Source organism: Nocardiopsis prasina DSM 43845, from assembly GCF_000341265.1.
Taxonomy (GTDB): domain Bacteria; phylum Actinomycetota; class Actinomycetes; order Streptosporangiales; family Streptosporangiaceae; genus Nocardiopsis; species Nocardiopsis prasina.
Window position 1 is genome coordinate 1 of the sequence record NZ_ANAE01000145.1, and the last position, 19,495, is coordinate 19,495.

The window sequence follows — 19,495 nt, forward strand, 5'->3', positions numbered from 1 at the left end:
GGCACTGGGTACTGCGGGCATGGAGAACTCCCCGTTCGGTGCGATGCGGTCTTGACGAGGGTGGGGTGTGGTTTCGGACGCCTGCGGCGCGGTGTGTCCCCTCTTCGTCGCCCGCCACCACCCTCAACGGACGCCTGCGGCGCGGTGGCCTCGCGTTACCACCAGGTTGCCTCTGGCCGCGGCAGATGAAGCTCGGACAGCCAACCCCGGGGCGGGTCCCCGCCGCACGAGACAGACGGAGCCTGCGTAGCAGGAACACAGTAGGGCAGGCGGCCGCCCGCATCGGTGGCGGCGGAGTCGCCACCGGCGAAGCATCCGAAAACCCACCCTAGCCCCGCGCCCGGGGCCGCGCCATCCGGCACGCATTGGCGGCCCCGGATCACCGAGCGGCTGATTCCGCGTCACGCTCGGGACACACCCATGGGTTTCGGCTGGCCCCCGTGCCAAGCTGGGAGCTGACCACTACCGGTTTGTCCTGAAACGAAACCGCCCCGACCTGGAACCAGGTCGCGGTACGCGACGTCGAAGCCGATAGTTCCCGACGTTCCGTCACAAGGAAGTGCATGCCTATGTCGTTCGCGCAAACGGTGCGCGGCGCGGCCGGCGCCGTCGCCCAGGGGGGCGACCCGCGCCAGGCCATGACCGACGCAGTCCAACAGGCCGCGGGCCAGATGACCGGACAGGACTCCGGCCAGCGGTCCGGGAAGAGTACGGAGGGCGGCCTCGATCCCCGTGACTTCGTCGCGGCACGGGAGCAGGGCGCCTCCGTCGACACCCGGATCGAGCAGAAGACCACCTCGCTGAGCAACGCGGGCGAGGCCCTCAACCGCAGCTACTACGAGCGCGGCGGGAGCGGCCCCGTCCACGTCATCTGCCCGATGGTCATCCCCCGGGGGCGCACCTTCGTGACGATGCTGCCGGCCATCGCCCTGCTCGTCATCGGTGTCGTCGGTTTCTCGACCTCCGCCGCCACGGCGATGGTCAGCGGCGCCAACCCGCTGCTCAACCCCTTCTTCGGCGTCCACTACTGGATCATCACCATCGCCGTCACCGCCTTCATGTGGTGGCGCCAGGGCATGGTCATGGTTCCGGAGGGCTGCCAGGCCATCGTGACGCGGTTCGGGAAGATGGAGAACCTCTACCAGCCGGGCAGGGTCACCCTGTTCAACCCCTGGAAGCGCGTCTCCTACATCGTCAACACCACGCGCGAGTACCCGTTCAACGCCCCGATCCGCTCGGCCCCCACCAAGAGCGGCGTGCAGGCTTCGGTCGACCTCTTCGTGCAGTTCAAGATCGAGAACGCCACCGACTTCGTCTACACGCTGGGTGGTGTGCCCGGCTTCCAGGAGAAGCTCAACAACGCCATCAGCGAGACCACCCGCAGCCTCATCTACGAGCAGGAGGCCTCGGCGATCTACGACATGGTCGGCGAGAGCACCCAGGCGCTCCTGGACTCCCTGAACCGCCAGTTCGGCGGCATCGTCGTCCTGACCAGTGCCAACATCACCCACGCCGAGCCCTCCAGCCAGGAGTACCGGATGGACCTGGCGGCGCCGGAGATGGTGCGTGTGGCCAAGGACGCGTACACCTTCGAGTACGAGCTCCAGCTGCGCAAGGAGCAGAACGAGGGTGACCTGAACAAGGAGCTCGCCACCCTCAACGAGACGCTCTCCGCGATCCAGGCCGACATCGCCCAGTACCAGGCCCAGATGGACACCGCCCTGGAGCGCGAGACCAACCGGGCCCGCGCCACCGCCCGGCAGCGCTTCGTGGAGGCCGAGTCCGAGGCCAACGCGAACGCCGCGCTCCTCCAGGCCCAGGCCCTGGACATCCGCGCGGTCAGCGCCGCCGAGGCCCCCGAGATCCTCAACTACCGGTTCCGGGAGAACCTCCTCGACAAGCTGGAGTCCGTCGCCGACAGCCTCCCGCAGGTGCTGCGGATCGGTTCGGGAGACGGCGCCAGCGTCGACTACCTGCGGATCGCGCAGGAGATCATCGGCCAGACCGACGCCGCCCTGTTCTCCGACGAGGACATGGCCGCGATCCGTGAGCGTCTGGGCGCGATCAACGCCCGTATCTCCGAGCGCCAGCAGGAGATCAGCGCGCTCGTGGAGGACGAGGCGGACGAGCGCCGCGGCCCCTCGGCGGAGGACCCCGGCGTGGACCTGGTGGAGGAGATCCGCCAGTCGGTGAGCGACGACTCCCTCGACGAGCGCATCTCCGAAGCCGCACCGGAGCCGTCCGCCGGCCAGGCCCCGGCCGACTCCCCGCCGCCCTCCGGCGCTCCGTTCCAGAACCCGCAGGACCCGCCGCCGCCCCCGTGGTCGCAGGGCGGTTCCGAGGGCCAGTACCCGGGAGGTCAGTAGATGAGTGAGTCCTTCAACCCCGGCGGCGGCTCCAACATCAAGGAGTCCCTGGCCTCGTGGGGCGACCTCGCCGGTCTGCTGCGCGGCGGTGACCAGGGCGCGATCGTTCCCGTGGTCATACCGCGCGACAACCGGGGCCTGCGCTGGACCATTCTGGTCTGGTTCGGCCTGTTCGCGATCAGTTCCGCCCTGATGATGTCGCTGAACGTCGCGTTCGGCAGCGGCGTGGCCGGTTTCGCCTACGGCGCTCTGGCCGTGCCGACCCTGTTCGTCGGCGTGCTCAGCGTGCTCGCGGCGGGCCTGTGGTGGTGGCGCGGTTCGATCGTGGAGATCGAGGAGGGCACCACCGGAATCCTCACCAAGTACGGCGCCTTCGCCAAGAGCATCGGCCCGGGCCGCCACTACCTGTGGCACCCGTGGTCGCGCGTGGACTTCGTGGTGGACACCCGCACGGAGATCCCGTACACGGCCCCCGTGCTGGCCTGCCCCACGCGGGAGAACGTGCCGCTGAAGTCGATCGAGTTCTTCCTGAAGTTCCGGATCGAGGAGCCGTACCGGTTCGTCACCTCGATCGGTGCGAGCAACTTCGACCTGGTGCTGTCCAGCGCGGTGCAGGACGCCATCCGCCAGCGCAGCCGCATGGTCAACACCGAGTCCGCGTACGACCTGCGCGGTTCCAACGTCGAGGACATGCGCAGCCTGCTCAACACGCAGCTGCACAAGTACGGCGTGACCATCACGGGCTGCAACATTCCGGACGTGCAGCTTCCCAGCCAGTACCAGCAGCACCTGGCGACCCGGGAGCGGGTCGCCAAGGAGCTGGTGGCCTACGAGCAGGAGTGGGAGCTCACCCGCAAGCGTCGCATCGACACTCTGCTCATGGACATCGAGCGCTCCAAGAAGACCCGCGACGCCAAGATCGTCGAGGTCAACGCCTCCCTCAACAAGGCGCGCAAGGACGTGGCGCAGATGCTGGAGGAGCAGGAGACCGAGGCCCAGCGGGTGCGGTACGAGATCGAGACGCGTGGCCGGGCCGACCTGGTCGCCGCCGAGAACGAGGCCAAGGCGCAGCACCGCCTGGCCACCGCCTACCGGGACAACCGGGCGGTGCTGGAGTACGAGCTGGCCCGCCGCCGCCTGGATGTCGGCGCGGCGCTGGCGGAGCGGGCCCCGAGGCCGGTCGTCGTCCAGACCGAGGGCGGATCCGGTGACGGCTCGGCGCTGTCCACGCTGATCACGGCCCAGCTGCTGCCGCAGGTGCTCAACAACGGTGGCGGGTCCTCCCGCTCGCTGGGCGCCTCGGCCGCGCAGGACGCCCTCGACGGCGTGCAGGGTTCGGTGGCCGCTGCCGCCGCCCGTCAGCAGCAGATGGCCGAGGAGTACCAGAGCCAGCAGGACACCGCCATGCGTCAGCAGTTCGAGCGCGGTGAGGGCTACGGAAGCGGTCAGGGAGGTCGTCGGGGGCGCTGACCCCGACCTGGCCGACGGCACGGAACGGCGGAACGCGAAGGGGGCCCCCCNTGGCGGGGCCCTCGCGTGTGTACTGGGGGAGTGCGGGCTCAGCTCGCCGCGGTCAGGGCCCGGTGGGAGGTCAGGCCCGCGTACCCGGCGATGTCGATTCCGTGCCGTGCGGCGATCTCCACCAGGTCCTCGACCTCTCCGGCCTGGGCGGTGGCCAGGTCGTCGTCGCCGACGGCGTGGGCGCGGCGCAGCGCGGTGAGGGAGTCGTGCAGACGCAGGTGAAGGGTGAGCGCGAACTCGCGCATGGGTCCTCTTCTCGGGTAACGAGACTGCCGTGGGGGAGAACCGTGAGGGTGTCTCCCGGGGGACGGACCCATGTCTACACGTCGAGGGTGAGAGTCAGGTTGGAGCGGGACAGCGCCGAGTAAAGAGGTGGTCGGGGGACCGTCCGTTCCGGCGGACGGCCAGCCCCCTAGTGGTCCACCCAGACATACCAGTCACCGGAGACGTGTTCGTAGATCCGCGAGCCCTGGCCGGGAACGAAGACCCCCACAGGGATCTCCTCGGTGCTGTGCGCCAGTCCCGCGGGTTTGAGGAGTCCGGCCTTCTCCACCTCGTAGTGGGTGACGTCGTCGGCCACCGACACGCTCCGCAGCGCGTACAGGCCGGTCCACTCCCCGTTGCGGGGGATGGTCGTGGGGTCGGCCACCTCGTCGCGCAGTTCGAGGAGCTGTTCGGAGGAGGCCTGCACACGGGTCTGGAGGGGCACGTCGGCGACGGCCAGACTCAGCGCCACGAACGCGATGAGCGGGGCGGAGATCCAGCGCAGCCAGTAGTGGCGGATCATCGGTCGGGCGACCGCCAGTGCGATCCCCAGACGGAGCGCCCCCATCCCGGCCAGGAGGAGGCCGCCGCCGAGTCCGACGACGAAGGTGGGCAGGTGCCCGGCGGGCATGCTGTCCTCGAAGAGCAGGACGAGTCCGATCACCGCGCACGCGGGGATGTAGAGGCGGCCGGGCGGACGGGAGGCCCAGCTGATCAGTCGCTGGCCCAGCGTCGGCTTCTCGGCGATCTCGATCAGCTTGGCCACGGACCCGTCAGGGGTCGGGCCCGAAGCTGAGGCGGACATGGCGATCCTTCCATCGAATCCGGGTCACGGCGACGCGGGCCCGATGGGCGGCCGAGGGGCTCGAACGGGCCGCGTCACAGTCGATTCGGCCTACGCGGTGCGGCCTGTTCCACAGGATAGAGCAGAGGCGGGGCGTGTTCGGGGCGACGGGGTGAAAAGGCGGGAGCTTTCCCCCGCGCCAGGGACGGGGTTCGGCGTCGGACCTGGTGGGACCCCCGGGAGCGGGGTGAGAGGACCAGGTGGTCCCACGACCACCGTCCTCCGCCGACCGCCATGAGTACGCACACCGCCGTGACCAGCGCCGTCGCTCCCCAGGAGCCGAACGGGGAGGGGGCAGCGGCCGTCGCGGCGAGCGTCCCGGCGACGGCTGCCAGGGCCAGGAGCGGGCCGGTGAGCCATGTGAGCAGACCCACGGCGAAGGCCACCGAGAGGGCGACGAGCACCGCGGGGAGTACGGGGGCGACCAACGCGGCGGCGGGTGTCCCGGCTCCGGAGAGGCGTTCGGCGATCACGTCCTCCCGGCCGCGCAGGGCCAGGCCGTACTCAGCGAACACCCAGCCCACACCCACGCGGGTGCCGGCCGCGATGACGTCGTAGAGGCGGCCGCGCAGGAACGGTGGAGCGGTCCGCCGCTTCGGGGTGGGGCGGGCCGGGAGGCGCGGTGGGGGTACGGGCCGTGTTCTCGGCCTGGTCTGCTGCATGTCCATTCCTCCCGGGCGGCCCGGCACGGCGTTTCCAACAAGCGGAAACTACCGAAAGTCACGGCTCATGACTGGGTGTGACTCTCGGTGAGTCGCACAAAACCCACCGGATTGGCCGTCCCCTGCCGCCCGGTGGTTCTCCCCGCGCCTGTCCCGTTCCTCGGCCGAACCGGCCCGGAAGGTCACCCACCCGCTCTAGGGTTGTGGCGTGCCGACGACGACTCCCCAGAAGAACAGCCCCCCCGAGAGCGAACCGATCCCCGCTCCCACCTTCGAGGTCGAGGACGAACTCCGTGCCTCGGGCGCGCGGGTGGTGGCCGGTGTGGACGAGGTGGGCCGAGGCGCCTGGGCCGGGCCCCTCCTGGTCTGCGCCGCCGTCCCCGGAGAGGGCGAGCCCCCGGCCGGACTCACCGACTCCAAACGCCTGACCCCCAAACGGCGCCGCGAGCTCGCCGCCCAGATCGAACCCTGGGTCGCCGACCACGCCTTCGGGTGGTCCGAGGCGACCGAGATCGACGAGGTCGGCATGACCGAGGCCCTGCACCGGGCCGCCCGCCGCGCCCTGGAGGCACTGGAACCCCGTCCCGACGCGGTGATCCTGGACGGCCGCCACGACTTCATCGGTCGGCCCTGGCGCGTGCGCACCCAGGTCAAGGGCGACCTCACCTGCGTGATCGTGGCCGCAGCCGCCATCCTGGCCAAGGTGCGGCGCGACGCCCTCATGGCCGAGCTCGCCGAGGAACATCCCGGCTACGGGTTCGAGAGGGCGGCGGGCTATCCCTCGCCCGTGCACCGGGCGAACCTGGCCGAGCACGGACCCACCCCGCAGCACCGCATGAGCTGGTCCTACCTCGACGACCTGCCCCGATGGAGCCACCTGCGCCGGGTCCGCGCCGCCCCCGGAGGCCAGATCCCGCTGCTCTGATCCTTGCCGGGGCGGCCCGCGACACGGCGCCCCGCACTGGACATCCGGCCCCACTTGGGGCAAGGCTGTTCCTGGGCCGTGCCCGCCGAGCACGGCCCAGAGGAAGACGACCCGGCTCATGACCGGATCGCGGGTGTCGGCCCCTCCGACCCGGCCCGCCCCCGGGCCGCCCACGCGACCCCCACGCAGGAAGGGGCTACGGATGACGCGCGAGACGCGCTCCACCGCCGCCGCGCAGCCGAACCGCGTCTCGGGACTGGACCGCATGCGCGCCGTCTACCACCGGGTGCCCCTCGGACGGCGCCTGGTGGCGGCCCTGGTCGTGCTCACCGTGGTCGCGGTCGCGGCCTTCGTTCTGAGCCTGCCCGTACTCAACGTCCTGTTCGGCACCCTGCTGGCGCTGGTGGCGTTCTCCGCCCTGATGCGTTCCCTCGACGCCTTCCTCACGGTGGTGGTCTCGGTGGTCTGGCTGGCCATCGCCGTGCCGCTCTTCCAGATCCCGCTCAGGGGCGAACCCGTCACCCTGCTCGTCCTGCCGCTGCCCCTCCTGGTGGTCCTCGCGGCGGGCCGCGCCCGCGAGTTCCCCGCCTGGCACACCGCCCTGCTCTCGCTCACCGCCGGGCTGGTCGCCGGGTTCTCCGTGGCGCTGTTCGGCATGATCGTCGAACCCTTCCCGGCCGGTGCGGGGATCGCCGCGCTCTACGCCGCGGCCGGGGCCTGCCTCCTGTGGCGGCTGGTCGCCTCAGGACAGGTGGCCAAGGAGAGCCGGGAGAACGACGAGAAGCGCCGCAACAGCACCTCGAGATCCGGGCCGGGCCCACGTGACGCCCAGGCGCCCCGGGGGAACTCCTCCGGGAGATCGGACTGGAACGGTGCCTCGGGCGGGTCCGACGGCCGGACCGCCCAGGGGCTGCGCGGTCGGGGCTCGGACGCACCGCACCGGGGCGCCGCCGCCGACCACGGTGCCGGCGGCGAGGAGGAACCCGTCCCCGTGGACGTGGCCCTGGCCGAACTGGAGGACATGATCGGCCTCGACCCGGTCAAACAGCAGGTCCGGGGGATCGCCGCCTCCATCGAGGCCGCCCGGCTGCGCGCCGACGCCGGGCTCTCCGTGGAACGCCCCCTGCGCCACCTGGTCTTCTCCGGGCCGCCCGGCACCGGCAAGACCAGCGTCGCCCGCACCCTCGCCACGATCTTCCACTCCTTCGGCCTCCTGCCCAGCTCCCGGGTGGTGGAGGCCCAGCGCGCCGACCTCGTGGGTGAGTACCTCGGTGCCACCGCCATCAAGACCAACGAGCTCATCGACAGCGCCCTGGGCGGGGTGCTGTTCGTCGACGAGGCCTACTCGCTGGTCAACGAGGGCGACGGCCAGGCCGACCGGTTCGGCAACGAGGCCGTCCAGACCCTGCTCAAGCGCGCCGAGGACGACCGCGACCAGCTGGTCGTCATCCTCGCCGGGTACGAGAAGGAGATGGACGCCTTCCTGGCCACCAACCCCGGCCTGGCATCCAGGTTCGCCACCCGCATCAGCTTCCCCAGCTACTCCGCCGCCGAACTGTTCCGCATCGCCGAGGCCCTCGTGGCCCAGCGCGGCGACCTCCTGGACCCCGAGGCCGCCCGGACGCTGCGGCGGCGGTTCGACCAGACCGTGCAGCGCGAGGCCGTCGACGAACTCGGCAACGGCCGCTTCGCGCGCTCCGTCGTGGAGAAGGCCTCCCAGGCCCGCGACGTCCGCGTGGTCACCTCGGGGACCAACGGGGACGAGCCGACCCTGCGCCCCACCGCGGACGCACTGGTCACCGTGCACGCGGTGGACGTCGAGTCGGCCTACTCCGAGCTCACCTCGCGCCTTCCGGGCTTCGGGGAGTCCCCCGGCCTGGAGGAGGCGATGGCCGAACTCGACGGGATGATCGGCCTGGAACCGGTCAAGGAACAGGTGCGGTCCCTGGTCGCGCAGCTGCGCGTGGCGCGTCTGCGCGAGGAGCAGGGGCTGCCGCACCAGCCGCCGATGCGGCACTTCGTCTTCACCGGGCCCCCGGGCACGGGCAAGACCACGGTCGCGCGCGTGCTCGGCCGGGTCTTCTCCGCCCTGGGCATGCTGGGCCGCTCCGAGGTGGTGGAGGCCCAGCGCGCGGACCTGGTCGGCGAGCACCTGGGCGCGACCGCCGTCAAGACCAACCGCCTGGTGGACCGGGCCCTGGGCGGGGTGCTGTTCATCGACGAGGCCTACTCCCTGGTCAACCCCGGTTACAGCGGCGGCGACGCCTTCGGGGCCGAGGCCATCCAGACCCTGCTCAAGCGGGCCGAGGACGACCGCGACCGGCTCGCGGTGGTCCTGGCGGGCTACACCGACGAGATGGAGCGGTTCCTGGCCTCCAACGCCGGGTTGTCCTCCCGGTTCAACGTGCGCGTCCGGTTCCCGTCGTACAGTCCGGACGAGCTGTCCGAGATCGCGGACACGGTGGCGGCGCGTACCGGAGACGCCTTCGACGACACGGCGCGTGAGGACCTGCACAGCATCTTCACGCACGTGTGCGGGACCGGGTGGATCGACGAACTGGGTAACGGGCGCTTCGCGCGTTCGCTGTACGAACGCGCCTGCTCCCACCGTGACCTGCGGGTCTCCCAGGAAGTGGGGGAGTCGGCCACCGCCGCCGAGCTGACCGTGGTCACCAGCGAGGACGTGCGCAGGGCCTACTCCGACGCGACCCAGCAGAGCTAGGGATTCGCGACCCCCCTCCTGCTACTGTCCAGTACATGACCGCTGCACCCACATCCTCCGAGTCCCCCGTCAGGCAGGCGCTGATCCTCGCTGGAGGACAGGCCACCCGGCTGCGGCCCTACACCGACACCCGCCCCAAGGCGATGGTGGAGGTGGCCGGACGGCCCATCATCGACTACCAGCTGGAGTGGCTGGCCTCGCACGGGGTCGAGCAGGTCGTCGTCTCCTGCGGCTACAAGGCCGAGGTCCTGCGCGAACACCTGGAGAACCGGAGGGGCGGCCCCGAGATCGCCCTGCTGGTGGAGGGCGAGCCGCTGGGCCGGGGCGGTGCCCTGCGCTACGCCGCCACCGGGCTCCGCGACCCCGGAGCCCCCTACTTCGCCCTCAACGGCGACGTGCTCACCTGGTTTCCGCTAAACGAGTTCACCAGGCGCCACCGGGCCAGGGGCGGCCTGGGCACCCTGGCCCTGGCTCAGTTCCGCACCACCTGGGGCATCGTCGACGTCGACGGCGACGACCGCATCGAGGGCTTCACACAGAGCCCGCTCCTGCCGGTGTGGATCAACGCGGGCGTCTACCTGTTCGAGCCGGGCGTGACCCCGCTGCTGCCGGTCAAGGGCGACCACGAGTCCTCGACCTTCCCCGACCTGGCCAAGGAGGGGAAGCTGACCGCGTTCCGGATCGAGGGCTTCTGGCGCGGGGTGGACACCGCCAAGGACGTCAAGGAGGCGGGCGCCGAGATCGAGGCGATGCGGTCCACGGACTGACTGACCCACCCCGGAACCGAGTGGTGACGGGCACCGGAGCGGTGGGTATCGTCTGCGTCGTGACGAATGACGGATTCCTCCTCTCCAGTGCCCCCAACTTCCGTGACCTCGGCGGCCACCGCACGAAGGACGGCCGTACCCTGCGCGGCGGTCTCCTCTACCGTTCCGACGCCCTGCACACCATCGCCGAACACGACCTGCCCGCGTACCAGGGGTTCGGCATCCGCCAGCTGATCGACCTGCGAACCCACCACGAGCGCGACCGCCTCCCCGACGTGGTCCCCGAGGGCGCCGAGTACGCCGCCGTGGGCGTCCAGGACGCCGAGGCGGCGGGCGCCAACTTCGTCGAGCTGCTCGCCGACCCCGAACGGGCCAGGGCCATGTTCGGGGACGGAGCGGCCGAGCGGTTCATGCTCGAGGTGTACCGCGCCCTGGTCTCCGACACCGAGGCCCTCGACGGCTACCGTGACCTGGTGGAACGCGCCGCCAAGGGGCCGACCGCGCTGGTCTTCCACTGCAGTGCGGGCAAGGACCGCACCGGCTGGGGTGCGGCGCTGCTGCTCACCCTCCTCGGTGTCGACCGCGCGGCGGTCACCGAGGACTTCCTGGTCAGCAACGAACGCCAGGCCAACACCGACCACTGGATGCGCCAGCTGTCCAAGGACAGCCAGCTCCCGTGGGAGGACGTGGAGCCCATGACCCGCGTCCGGGCCGCCTACCTGGACACCGCCTTCGCGCACATCGACGAGCTGTACGGCTCCTTCGACGCCTACGTGGCCGACGGTCTCAGGCTCTCCGCCGGGACCGTGGAGGCCCTCAGGGACCGGATGCTCGACTGACCCTCTGAGGGCTTCGCGCGGGACGCGGCTCGTCTCGCCGAACGGAGAGCAGGGGCTCGCGGCCGGTGTCCGAACGGCCGAGTACCCGTCGCTGCTGACCGGGAGCGCTCGGGAGGGAGACGGGCGGTCCTGCCGGGCGGATCGGGACGTCCCTGCCTGCGAGCGGCCCCGCGGGACCGCTGGGTGCTACAGCGCGTCCAGTCTTCGGCGGAGGTCGCTCTCGCTGGTGGCGCTCGACAGTTCCTCGGAGAGGGCCGCCAGTACCGTCGGGCGGGCCTGGNGGTCGAGCATCCGGCGGGCCGCCGCCCACAGGTTGGCGGGGCGGCCGTCCCAGAGCCTCTTGGCGAGGCGTTCGTGGCGGTCCAGCTCGCGCTCCCGCTCGGGGTCCAGGCCGGTGACCGGGCGGTACCAGCGGTCCTGCCCGGTGGAGTGGTGACGGCCGCTGTGCGGGGTGGCGGCCTCGTACTCGCCGTAGTGGTCCAGCCTCAGCAGGGCCCGTCGGCCCCGGGAGGTGTCCGGGGCGAACTCCTCCTCCGGAGCGCCGGTGACGATCTCGCTGGCCAGCAGGGGGAACGCGAACATGCGCCGGGCCAGGGACGCGAAGTCGCCGTCCGGGAGCAGCCGCCGGACCGCCTCCTGGCGCAGGCCCAGAGGGCGGGCCGGGTCGCGGTAGGTCGAGGCGAAGGCCGAGATGGTCTCCCACACCGCGTCCAGCGTGGCGCCCACGGCCACCTCCGGAAGCTGGGAGCGGGCACCCGCCCAGCGCACCCAGGCGGCGAGGACGTGCGGCATGGCCTCCTGCTCCTCGGGCAGGAGCACCACCCGGCCGGGTAGCCAGTGCAGCAGGAACGACTCCACCTTGCGGGGGCTCACCCGCAGCGGTCGGCCCGAGTCGACGTCGCAGCCGTGCGCGATGATGTGGTCCACGCACCGGCTCGCCGCGTAGGAGTCCGAGAGTTCGGCCGCCTGGTCCGAGGCGAGGAAGCGCGCGGCCAGCACCGCGCGCCGGTCGCGCCGCCACACGGGGACCGGCGAGGCCGCCACCCCCTCGGGTGGGAGGGGGAGCCGCTGCACCCGGGAGGCGGCGAGCGCGAAGTGCGAGGCCAGCGAACCCCCGGCGAGGTCGGCGGAGGAGATCCCCACCGGTTCCACGGTCGGTCCGGTGGAGGGGTCGGCGGCGGCCCCCGTCACCACCCGTTCGGTGCGTTCCAGCGCGCGGGAGAGCAGGGACCGCGCCTCGCTCAGTTCCAACCGCTCGAACCGGGCGAGGTCGTCGTTCTCGGCGCGCTCGCGACACTGCTCCAACAGCTGCTCCACCTTGGTGGTGACCCAGGCGTCGCGCAGCAGACCGCCGCTGTTGTGGTCCAGGACGAGGATGAGCGCGTGTTCGGGCGGCATCGCTCCGTCGCTGCCGGGGGCGTCCCTGCTGAACACGCACACGACGTCGTCGGTGTCGCCGAACCGGTCGCCGTTGACGTACGCGGCCACGGGGGAGACCGCGCCCAGCTGGGCGGCCCAGGCCGGGGCCTGGAGCCCCCGCTCGCGCAGGGCGATCATCCCCTGTTCGGCCAGTTCCCGTTGTGAGGGGGAGGTGCCGAGCGCCGTGACCGCGGCCAGAACGCCGAGACCGGCCGGTTTTCCGGAGGCGGTGGCGTGCGTGATCAGCCCCTCGCCGAGCAGCCGCTCCACGTCGACCCCGGGCAGTCGTTCACCCCACCAGGAGCCCAGGAGCGCACTGAAGGCCAGTTCCGCGTCGAGCGGGTGCCGCATGGCGAGCAGGGCTCTGGCCGCGCGCAGCATCTCCTCGAAGGCGGCGGCGGGGACGTCGGGGCCTGTGGGTGTGGGCGAAGGGGATGGCACGAACTGAAGCGTATGCCAGCGGGAAGCGGGTCCGCTCCCGCTTGTGGACAACGGGTCCGCGAGGAGTCGGTCACTGACCCGTGACCGTCCGGTGCCGGGCGGCGCGACAGCCGGGCGCGGTTCCCGTGGGGGTCCGTGCCCGGCTGTCGTGCCACCGGGTTCAGCGCGGCTCGTGTACCGCGCGGTGGCCGGTGAGCAGGGTGGTCCCCGTGCGGCGGACGGTCTTGCGGACCGTGGAGGGCGGCACCGAGTTCACCATGGCCTCCAGGTGCTCACGGGCGACACGCTCGACGAGGTGTGGTGTGACCGTGATGCCCAGGTGTTCGACGCAGTGCCAGGTATCGCTGACACAGCGCTCCACACAGCGGGGGGACAGCCCGCTGAACTCGTCGTGGAGCCGTGCCGAGATCTGTCTGAGATCCTGGACCGGGAAGGTCTGGAGCATTCTCGCTCACACCCCTAGCTGATGATGGTCTGGACGGTGACCTCCACCTATTTCACTTGTTCTGGGCGGACAGTCAACCCTCGTCGCGGCACACTGTTGATAAAACCTGGGGGAGGTCCCGTTTACCCGGATGGCTCTGTCGCCGCAGGTCATCACGGAGAAATGGACCTTTCAGACATATAACGTTCTCGTTTCGAAGGGTTCGGCGCAAACCCGGTCCCCTCGTGAGGCATCGTGAATTATGGGAAACCACGCCCGCAAACCCCCCGGTCGACTGTGCCGAAGCGACACCGTGGCCTAACATTTACCTTCCGTGTCCACGGCGGGTCCCCCGCACCGGCGGCCGTTGCGAGTCAGCGGGTGTGTCTTATGCTTGAGCCGTGACAGCGGCCGAGAGGAGTCATGGAGCGTGACTCCTGGGAGCCGCGGAGCCCCCCGACCGGAATCGGCGCCGCGCACCCAGCGCCAGAGCGCCACCGTGAACGGGTGGCGGGCACGGTGCACAGGGGACCACGCGGTCCAGAAAGCCCCCCATCGAAACCCGGCTGGGGAATCCGACGGTTCCGGAGGTGTCGAGCAGTTGAGCGCCGAGACGTCCATTCCCCCACCCAGGATCAGCGCGGCGGAACTGCCGGACGCGGTGAAGTCCCTCCTCACCGACGCCCCCATCGGTTTCGCGCTCCTGGGCCCCGACGACGTCTTCGTGTCGATCAACGCCCGCATGGCCTCCGTCCTCGGCAGTACTCCCGACCGCTGCCTGGGACGCACCCCCGCCGAAGCCGGGGAACAGGCCGGTGACCCCGACGGGGCCTCCGCCCACAGCACCTCCGTCGCCAAGGTCCGCGACACCGGACGCTCCGTGCGCGGCCGCCACCGGACCGCCTCCGGCCAGACATGGGACCTCACCTGGTTCCCGGTCAACGACCCCTCCGACGGCGCTCGCCACATCGCCCTCATCGCCGCCCGGGACCACGAGGACGCCTCCCACCGCGAGGAGGAGCGCCTGCGTGCCCTGCTCCAGGCGGGCAACCAGATCATCTGGTCGGCCGGGGCGGGCGGCGACGTCCGCGAGGACTGCCCCCAGTGGCGGGCCATCACCGGCCAGGACCTGGACGCCTACCTCGGCCGGGGCTGGCTGGACGCCGTGCACCCCGACGACCGCCCCGGTGTCGAACGCGCCTGGGACGACGCCGTCCTGGACGTCACCCCCTTCGACGCCATGTTCCGCGTGCGCACCCGCGCGGGCGGGCACGTCCACTACAGGGCGCGGGCCAACCCGATCATGGACGGCGCCGCGACCGCCGAGTGGGTCGGCACCCTGGTGGACATCACCAACGAGCGCGAGGCCGACGAACTCCGCCAGCGCCTCAACCAGCAGCTCAGCGAGGCGGCCATGCGCACCGCCCGCCTCCAGAAGGCCACTTCGGACCTGGCCGAGGCGCTCACCGCTGACGAGGTCGTCCAGGCCATGTCCGAGATCGGCCGCTCCGGCGTGGGCGCCGACCACACCTCCGTCGCCCTGTTCGACCGGGACCGGCTGCGCCTGCGGGTGCTCTCCGCGGACGGCTGCCTGGGCCTGCCCGAACGCGGCTTCTCCCTGGACTACCCGGACGTCGCGGCCCGCGCCGTGGCCTCCCGGGCGCCGCGACTGGCGGCCAGCCCCGCCGATCTGCGCGAGCTCATGGATCACGCCCCCGAGGTCGACGAACTGCTGGAACGTACCTCGGAGCGCGCCTGGGTGGCGCTGCCCATGATGGCCGCGGGCCGCCCCATCGGCGCGCTGCGCTTCTCGTTCAGGGCCCAGCGCGACGTCACCGACGAGGAACGCGTCTTCCTGGAGGCGCTCGCGGGACAGTGCGCCCTGGCCATCGGCCGGGCCATCGTCTACGAACGCGAACACGGCACCGCCGAGGAGCTCCAGCGCAGCCTCCTGCCCGAGGAGCTTCCCGTGGTGGCGGGCGTGCGGCTGGCCGCCTACTACCGTTCGGGCTCACAGCACGTGCAGGTGGGCGGCGACTGGTACGACGCCTTCCCCCTGTCCGACGGGCGGGTCGCCGGGGTCCTCGGTGACGTCATGGGCAAGGGCATCCAGGCCGCCGCGGGAATGAGCCGGATCCGCAACGCGCTGCGCGCCCTGGCCTTCTCCATGCCCGAACCGGCCGACGTGTTGACCGGGCTGGACCGCATGTTCACGGCCACAGAGGGAATGGATCAGGTAACAACCCTGGTCTACTTCGTCCTGGACCCGGTCACCGGACAGCTCGACCTCAGCAACGCGGGGCACCTCCCGCCGCTCGTGGTCGCCGGGAACGCCGGGCCCTCACTGCTCGACACCGAGCCCGACACACCGCTCGGAGTCAGCTCTCCGAGGGGGCATCACAAATTCTTCGTGCAACCCGGTAACACTGTCGCCCTCTACTCCGATGGACTGGTTGAGAACCGCAGACGATCCGTCGACGCCGGTCTGGACGAGCTCGTCAGGGTCGCGTCGAGGGCGCGTCCCGAGGTGGTGGGCGATCCACAGCAGATGCTGGAGTACCTTGTTGAGAGAATGCTCGATGGGTATGAGCAGGACGATGACGTCACTCTGCTCGCCGTTCAGCTTCCGGTGATCGATTCCGCGTCGGAGCGGTAGACCGTACGAACAAGTCCATTGCCTTGCCTACAGTGAAGAAGCCGCCGCGCCCCGCGAAGCGGAGGTGACCACGGCTTCCCCGCCCAGTGGGGACGATCCCAGGCCGCAGGTGGGAGAGGGTGCAGTGCCCGGTCCCGGCCAATCCGGACCACCGGGTCCGATCAATTCTCGCCACACGTCCGTTCGAGAGGTGTTTGTGTCATCTGCCAGTTCGACTCGCTCGAAGCAGTCCGAGTCACTGCAAGAGCCCGTCATTCAGCAGCTGATCGAGCGTGGGCGGTCCCAGGGCTTTCTTGAGCCCGAGGACGTGCGCCGTGCCTTCGAAGAGGCCGAAATCCCGATGTCGCAGGCGCAGTCCGTGCTCCGCAGCCTCGCCAAGGAGGGCGTGACCGTACTCGTTCCCGAGTCGGCCTCCTCGCGGCGCAAGACCACGCGGCGCAAGTCGGCGGCTCCTCGGTCCAGCACCACCACCACCCGCTCGACCACCACCACGAGCCGGGCCGCCAAGCCCGCCCGTGCGGCGGCCGCTCAGGACCAGCCGGAGACGGTCACCGCCGTCGTCGACTCCTCCGAGGGCTCCACCGCGAAGAAGGCCCCGGCCAAGAAGGCGGCGACCGCGAAGAAGGCGGCCGCCCCCAAGAAGGCCACGGCCAAGAAGCCCGCCGCCAAGGCCGCCCCCGCCAAGAAGGCGACGGCGACCAAGAAGTCCACGAAGAAGGACCTCGAACTCGCCTCGGGCTCCGGTGACTTCGCCGAGGAGGGCCTGGACGACGACCTCGAACACACCGGCGCTGAGCTGGAGCTGGTCGAGGACACGGCCGAGCCGGAGAAGGAGACCAAGCCCGCCAAGCCCGAGACCGTCGGCGCGCCCGTCAAGCCGAGCAAGGACGACGACTCCTTCGTCCTGTACGACGATGACGACGACGCCCCCGCCGCTCAGGTGGTCGCCGCCGGTGCCACCGCGGACCCGGTCAAGGACTACCTGAAGCAGATCGGTAAGGTCCCGCTCCTCAACGCGGAGCAGGAGGTCGAGCTCGCCAAGCGTATCGAGGCCGGTCTGTTCGCGGAGGAGAAGCTCTCCGAGGAGAACGACGTCCTCACCTTCGAGCTCCGTGACGAGCTCGAGTGGATCTCCGAGGACGGCGGCCGCGCCAAGAAGCACCTGCTGGAGGCCAACCTCCGTCTGGTCGTCTCCCTGGCCAAGCGCTACACCGGCCGCGGCATGCTGTTCCTGGACCTGATCCAGGAGGGCAACCTCGGTCTGATCCGCGCGGTGGAGAAGTTCGACTACACCAAGGGCTTCAAGTTCTCCACGTACGCCACGTGGTGGATCCGCCAGGCGATCACCCGCGCGATGGCCGACCAGGCCCGCACCATCCGTATTCCGGTGCACATGGTCGAGGTCATCAACAAGCTGGCCCGCGTCCAGCGCCAGATGCTCCAGGACCTGGGTCGCGAGCCCACCCCGGAGGAGCTGGCCAAGGAACTCGACATGACCCCGGAGAAGGTCGTCGAGGTGCAGAAGTACGGCCGCGAGCCGATCTCCCTGCACACTCCGCTGGGCGAGGACGGCGACAGCGAGTTCGGTGACCTCATCGAGGACTCCGAGGCGATCCAGCCGGGCGAGGCGGTCAGCTTCACCCTGCTCCAGGAGCAGCTGCACTCGGTGCTCGACACCCTGTCCGAGCGCGAGGCCGGCGTCGTCTCCATGCGCTTCGGTCTCACCGACGGTCAGCCGAAGACTTTAGACGAGATCGGCAAGGTCTACGGGGTCACCCGTGAGCGCATCCGGCAGATCGAGAGCAAGACGATGTCGAAGCTCCGTCACCCGTCGCGCTCCCAGGTGCTCCGCGACTACCTGGACTAGTCAGCCGGTCCGGGTGAAGACCCACGCTTCAGGCTGAGAAGCAGAACAGGCGCGCCCTCCCGAGATGAACCGGGAGGGCGCGCCTGGCGTTCATGCCCCCTGCATGCCCACGGGTGTGGCGACGCCCGCGTGTCCCTCGCATGTCATCAGGCACTCACTGTCCCCGCACGGAGTCCGATCTCCATCCGATGGCCACCATGCTGCCCCACGTGCTGTAGGTGCGGCATAAAAGTGCCGTGATCCGGCCTTCCTGATGGTTCGTCCCGTTTGACCTGCGAAGAAGCCCGAGGTCGACGGTTTCGCCCCCGCCCCGGGCCGCTCGGGGGATCAGTCGCGGACGACGACGTCCATCGTGCGCGAGGTGCCCGGTTTCGACGCGGGCGGAAGCTCCACGGTGTGCCCGAGGTCGCGCAGCGCCGCCACCAGTTCCTCCGGACTGTCGGCCTGGACGTTCTCGCTGACCAGTACCCGGGCGATGTCCCCCCGGGTGGCCTTGGCCATGTGACTGACCACGGACCGCTTGGTCACGCCGTCGACCTCGCGTTCGCGCAGCACCCGCACCGCGACGGTCCGTTCGGCGGCGGCGCCCGTGGGCCTGAACGCCGCCGCGTAGGCCGCTGACCGGCAGTCCACGAGCAGGCGTCCCTCCGTGAGCTCTCCGAGCGGCCCGCTCATGGCCCCGCGCCAGTACGTCCCCAGGGCGCCCAGCGGCGGCAGCTTCACTCCCATGGACAGGCGGTAGGGCGGCAGCTGGTCGGCGGGGCCCACCACGCCCCACAGGCCCGAGAACACCAGGACGCGCTCGCGCGCGGCGGCACCGTGCTCGCCGAGCAGTTCCGGGAGCCCCAAGCGGTCGTAGAGCACACCCGTGTAGAGGTCGGCGGCGCGCAGCGTGGGAGCCGTGGTCAGGTCCAGGTTGCGCTTGAGGGCGTCGGTCTGGGACACCGACAGGCCCAGGACCTCGCGTGCGGCGTCCTCGGGGCCAGAGCAGAGTACGGCCAGCGCGTCGACGACCCGCTCCCGGGTCTCGGTCAGCTCCGGCAGGGTCAGTGACCCCACCTCCAGCGGGGGGCCCTCGCCGGAGGTGGCCTTGCCCTCGGAGGGCGGGAGCAGGATGAACATGGACTCTCCAGGTCACGGGTGGGGCGGGGACCGTGCCCATGTTAGGGCGTGAACGGCCGGATAGGATGTGCGGCTTCCGACAGCCGGGACAGTGAGGGGACGAACATGCACACGTGGGCGGAACGGGTGTCCAGGGACTGGCCCGCCTTCCGGACTGAGTCGCGCGCGGGCTGGAGGTTGGGCCTGGCGGACGGGTTCACCAAGCGGGCCAACTGCGCCGTGGTGGAGGACCCCGGGGCCGATGTCGCGGAGGTCACCCGGTTCTACCGCGCCCATGGGCTCCGCCCCTGCGTGCAGGTGTGGCCGGGGGAGGAGGCGGTGGACACCCGCCTTGCCGAACACGGGTACGAGCTGGTGGAGCCCACCCTGGTGCTGGCCAGGGAGCTTCCCGAGCGGCCGGACGCCCCGGGGCGGACCCTGGTCTCGGACGCGCCGACGCCGCGCTGGACGGAACTCTTCGCCGAGACGGGTGTGTCCCCGGACTGGGCCGACGGTGTCCTGCGCATCCTCGACCAGGTGACCACGGCCTACGGGGTCCACGAGGACGGGGAGGGCCGGGGCTGCGCGGTGCTGGACGGGGAGTCGGTGGCGGTCTGCGCGATGGTCACCGCCCGTGCGGCCCGCGGGCGCGGTGTGGCGGGGGGGATCCTGGGCGA

Annotated in this window: 15 protein-coding genes; 9 read left to right on the forward strand and 6 right to left on the reverse strand. The window is 70.9% G+C overall.

All coding sequences use genetic code 11. The features are described 5' to 3' along the window. Nucleotides 1–569: 569 nt before the first annotated feature. Together D452_RS0116565 and D452_RS0116570 are read left to right on the forward strand one after the other, a co-directional pair. A complete protein-coding gene (locus tag D452_RS0116565; protein ID WP_017545267.1) occupies nucleotides 570–2,366 on the forward strand; it encodes an SPFH domain-containing protein in 1,797 nt (598 codons plus the stop codon). Next, nucleotides 2,367–3,836, forward strand: a complete 1,470-nt coding sequence (locus tag D452_RS0116570) for an SPFH domain-containing protein (protein ID WP_017545268.1) — start codon at nucleotides 2,367–2,369, stop codon at nucleotides 3,834–3,836. An 89-nt stretch (nucleotides 3,837–3,925) separates the two neighbouring features. On the opposite strand, the gene D452_RS0116575 is transcribed toward D452_RS0116570, so the two are convergent. From D452_RS0116575 to D452_RS0116585, 3 genes are all read right to left on the reverse strand, one after another. Next, nucleotides 3,926–4,132, reverse strand: a complete 207-nt coding sequence (locus tag D452_RS0116575; protein WP_017545269.1) for a hypothetical protein — start codon at nucleotides 4,130–4,132, stop codon at nucleotides 3,926–3,928. Nucleotides 4,133–4,299: 167 nt separating this feature from the next. Next, nucleotides 4,300–4,956: a hypothetical protein gene (locus D452_RS0116580; protein WP_017545270.1), complete on the reverse strand. Its 657-nt coding sequence runs from the start codon at nucleotides 4,954–4,956 to the stop codon at nucleotides 4,300–4,302. A gap of 74 nt (nucleotides 4,957–5,030) precedes the next feature. After that, nucleotides 5,031–5,657, reverse strand: a complete 627-nt coding sequence (locus tag D452_RS0116585; RefSeq protein ID WP_017545271.1) for a DoxX family protein — start codon at nucleotides 5,655–5,657, stop codon at nucleotides 5,031–5,033. A 208-nt stretch (nucleotides 5,658–5,865) separates the two neighbouring features. Here D452_RS0116585 and D452_RS0116590 point away from each other — a divergent pair, with 208 nt between their 5' ends. The 4 genes from D452_RS0116590 (at nucleotide 5,866) to D452_RS0116605 (ending at nucleotide 10,910) form a co-directional block, all read left to right on the forward strand. Continuing rightward, entirely contained in the window at nucleotides 5,866–6,582 is a 717-nt protein-coding gene (locus tag D452_RS0116590) for a ribonuclease HII (protein WP_017545272.1), read from the forward strand. Between the two features lie 202 nt (nucleotides 6,583–6,784). Next, nucleotides 6,785–9,304 (forward strand): AAA family ATPase, encoded by a 2,520-nt coding sequence (locus tag D452_RS0116595; protein ID WP_026129393.1) that lies wholly within the window; start codon nucleotides 6,785–6,787, stop codon nucleotides 9,302–9,304. Nucleotides 9,305–9,339: 35 nt separating this feature from the next. Continuing rightward, nucleotides 9,340–10,071 (forward strand): nucleotidyltransferase family protein, encoded by a 732-nt coding sequence (locus D452_RS0116600; RefSeq protein ID WP_017545273.1) that lies wholly within the window; start codon nucleotides 9,340–9,342, stop codon nucleotides 10,069–10,071. A gap of 41 nt (nucleotides 10,072–10,112) precedes the next feature. After that, nucleotides 10,113–10,910: a tyrosine-protein phosphatase gene (locus D452_RS0116605; protein WP_026129394.1), complete on the forward strand. Its 798-nt coding sequence runs from the start codon at nucleotides 10,113–10,115 to the stop codon at nucleotides 10,908–10,910. 186 nt (nucleotides 10,911–11,096) lie between these two features. Here the strand turns inward: D452_RS0116605 and D452_RS0116610 are convergent, their stop codons facing one another. Next, the gene (locus tag D452_RS0116610; protein ID WP_017545275.1) at nucleotides 11,097–12,710 is read right to left on the reverse strand and encodes a hypothetical protein; all 1,614 of its coding nucleotides are present in this window, start codon (nucleotides 12,708–12,710) and stop codon (nucleotides 11,097–11,099) included. Nucleotides 12,711–12,930: 220 nt separating this feature from the next. Beyond that, nucleotides 12,931–13,215 carry a three-helix bundle dimerization domain-containing protein gene (locus tag D452_RS0116615; protein ID WP_017545276.1) on the reverse strand — a complete coding sequence of 95 codons (285 nt, stop codon included), beginning with the start codon at nucleotides 13,213–13,215 and terminating at the stop codon, nucleotides 12,931–12,933. A 580-nt stretch (nucleotides 13,216–13,795) separates the two neighbouring features. Here D452_RS0116615 and D452_RS0116620 point away from each other — a divergent pair. Next, nucleotides 13,796–15,850 (forward strand): SpoIIE family protein phosphatase, encoded by a 2,055-nt coding sequence (locus D452_RS0116620; protein ID WP_017545277.1) that lies wholly within the window; start codon nucleotides 13,796–13,798, stop codon nucleotides 15,848–15,850. A 196-nt stretch (nucleotides 15,851–16,046) separates the two neighbouring features. Next, on the forward strand, nucleotides 16,047–17,717 hold the full coding sequence (locus D452_RS0116625) for an RNA polymerase sigma factor (RefSeq protein WP_193374245.1): 1,671 nt from the start codon (nucleotides 16,047–16,049) through the stop codon (nucleotides 17,715–17,717). 327 nt (nucleotides 17,718–18,044) lie between these two features. Here D452_RS0116625 and yaaA read toward each other — a convergent pair whose 3' ends face one another. After that, on the reverse strand, nucleotides 18,045–18,839 hold the full coding sequence (yaaA, locus tag D452_RS0116630) for a peroxide stress protein YaaA (protein WP_017545279.1): 795 nt from the start codon (nucleotides 18,837–18,839) through the stop codon (nucleotides 18,045–18,047). Nucleotides 18,840–18,944: 105 nt separating this feature from the next. On the opposite strand from yaaA, the gene D452_RS0116635 reads away from it, so the two are divergent. After that, nucleotides 18,945–19,495, forward strand: a 551-nt coding sequence (locus D452_RS0116635; protein ID WP_017545280.1) for a GNAT family N-acetyltransferase, cg3035/Rv0428c family, incomplete at its 3' end; no start/stop codon positions are given.

Coding starts and splice junctions, on each gene's coding strand:
- D452_RS0116565 (WP_017545267.1), top strand. CDS start 570: ATGTCGTTCGCGCAAACGGTGCGCGGCGCGGCCGGCGCCGTCGCCCAG.
- D452_RS0116570 (WP_017545268.1), top strand. CDS start 2,367: ATGAGTGAGTCCTTCAACCCCGGCGGCGGCTCCAACATCAAGGAGTCC.
- D452_RS0116575 (WP_017545269.1), bottom strand. CDS start 4,132: ATGCGCGAGTTCGCGCTCACCCTTCACCTGCGTCTGCACGACTCCCTC.
- D452_RS0116580 (WP_017545270.1), bottom strand. CDS start 4,956: ATGTCCGCCTCAGCTTCGGGCCCGACCCCTGACGGGTCCGTGGCCAAG.
- D452_RS0116585 (WP_017545271.1), bottom strand. CDS start 5,657: ATGCAGCAGACCAGGCCGAGAACACGGCCCGTACCCCCACCGCGCCTC.
- D452_RS0116595 (WP_026129393.1), top strand. CDS start 6,785: ATGACGCGCGAGACGCGCTCCACCGCCGCCGCGCAGCCGAACCGCGTC.
- D452_RS0116600 (WP_017545273.1), top strand. CDS start 9,340: ATGACCGCTGCACCCACATCCTCCGAGTCCCCCGTCAGGCAGGCGCTG.
- D452_RS0116615 (WP_017545276.1), bottom strand. CDS start 13,215: ATGCTCCAGACCTTCCCGGTCCAGGATCTCAGACAGATCTCGGCACGG.
- yaaA (WP_017545279.1), bottom strand. CDS start 18,839: ATGTTCATCCTGCTCCCGCCCTCCGAGGGCAAGGCCACCTCCGGCGAG.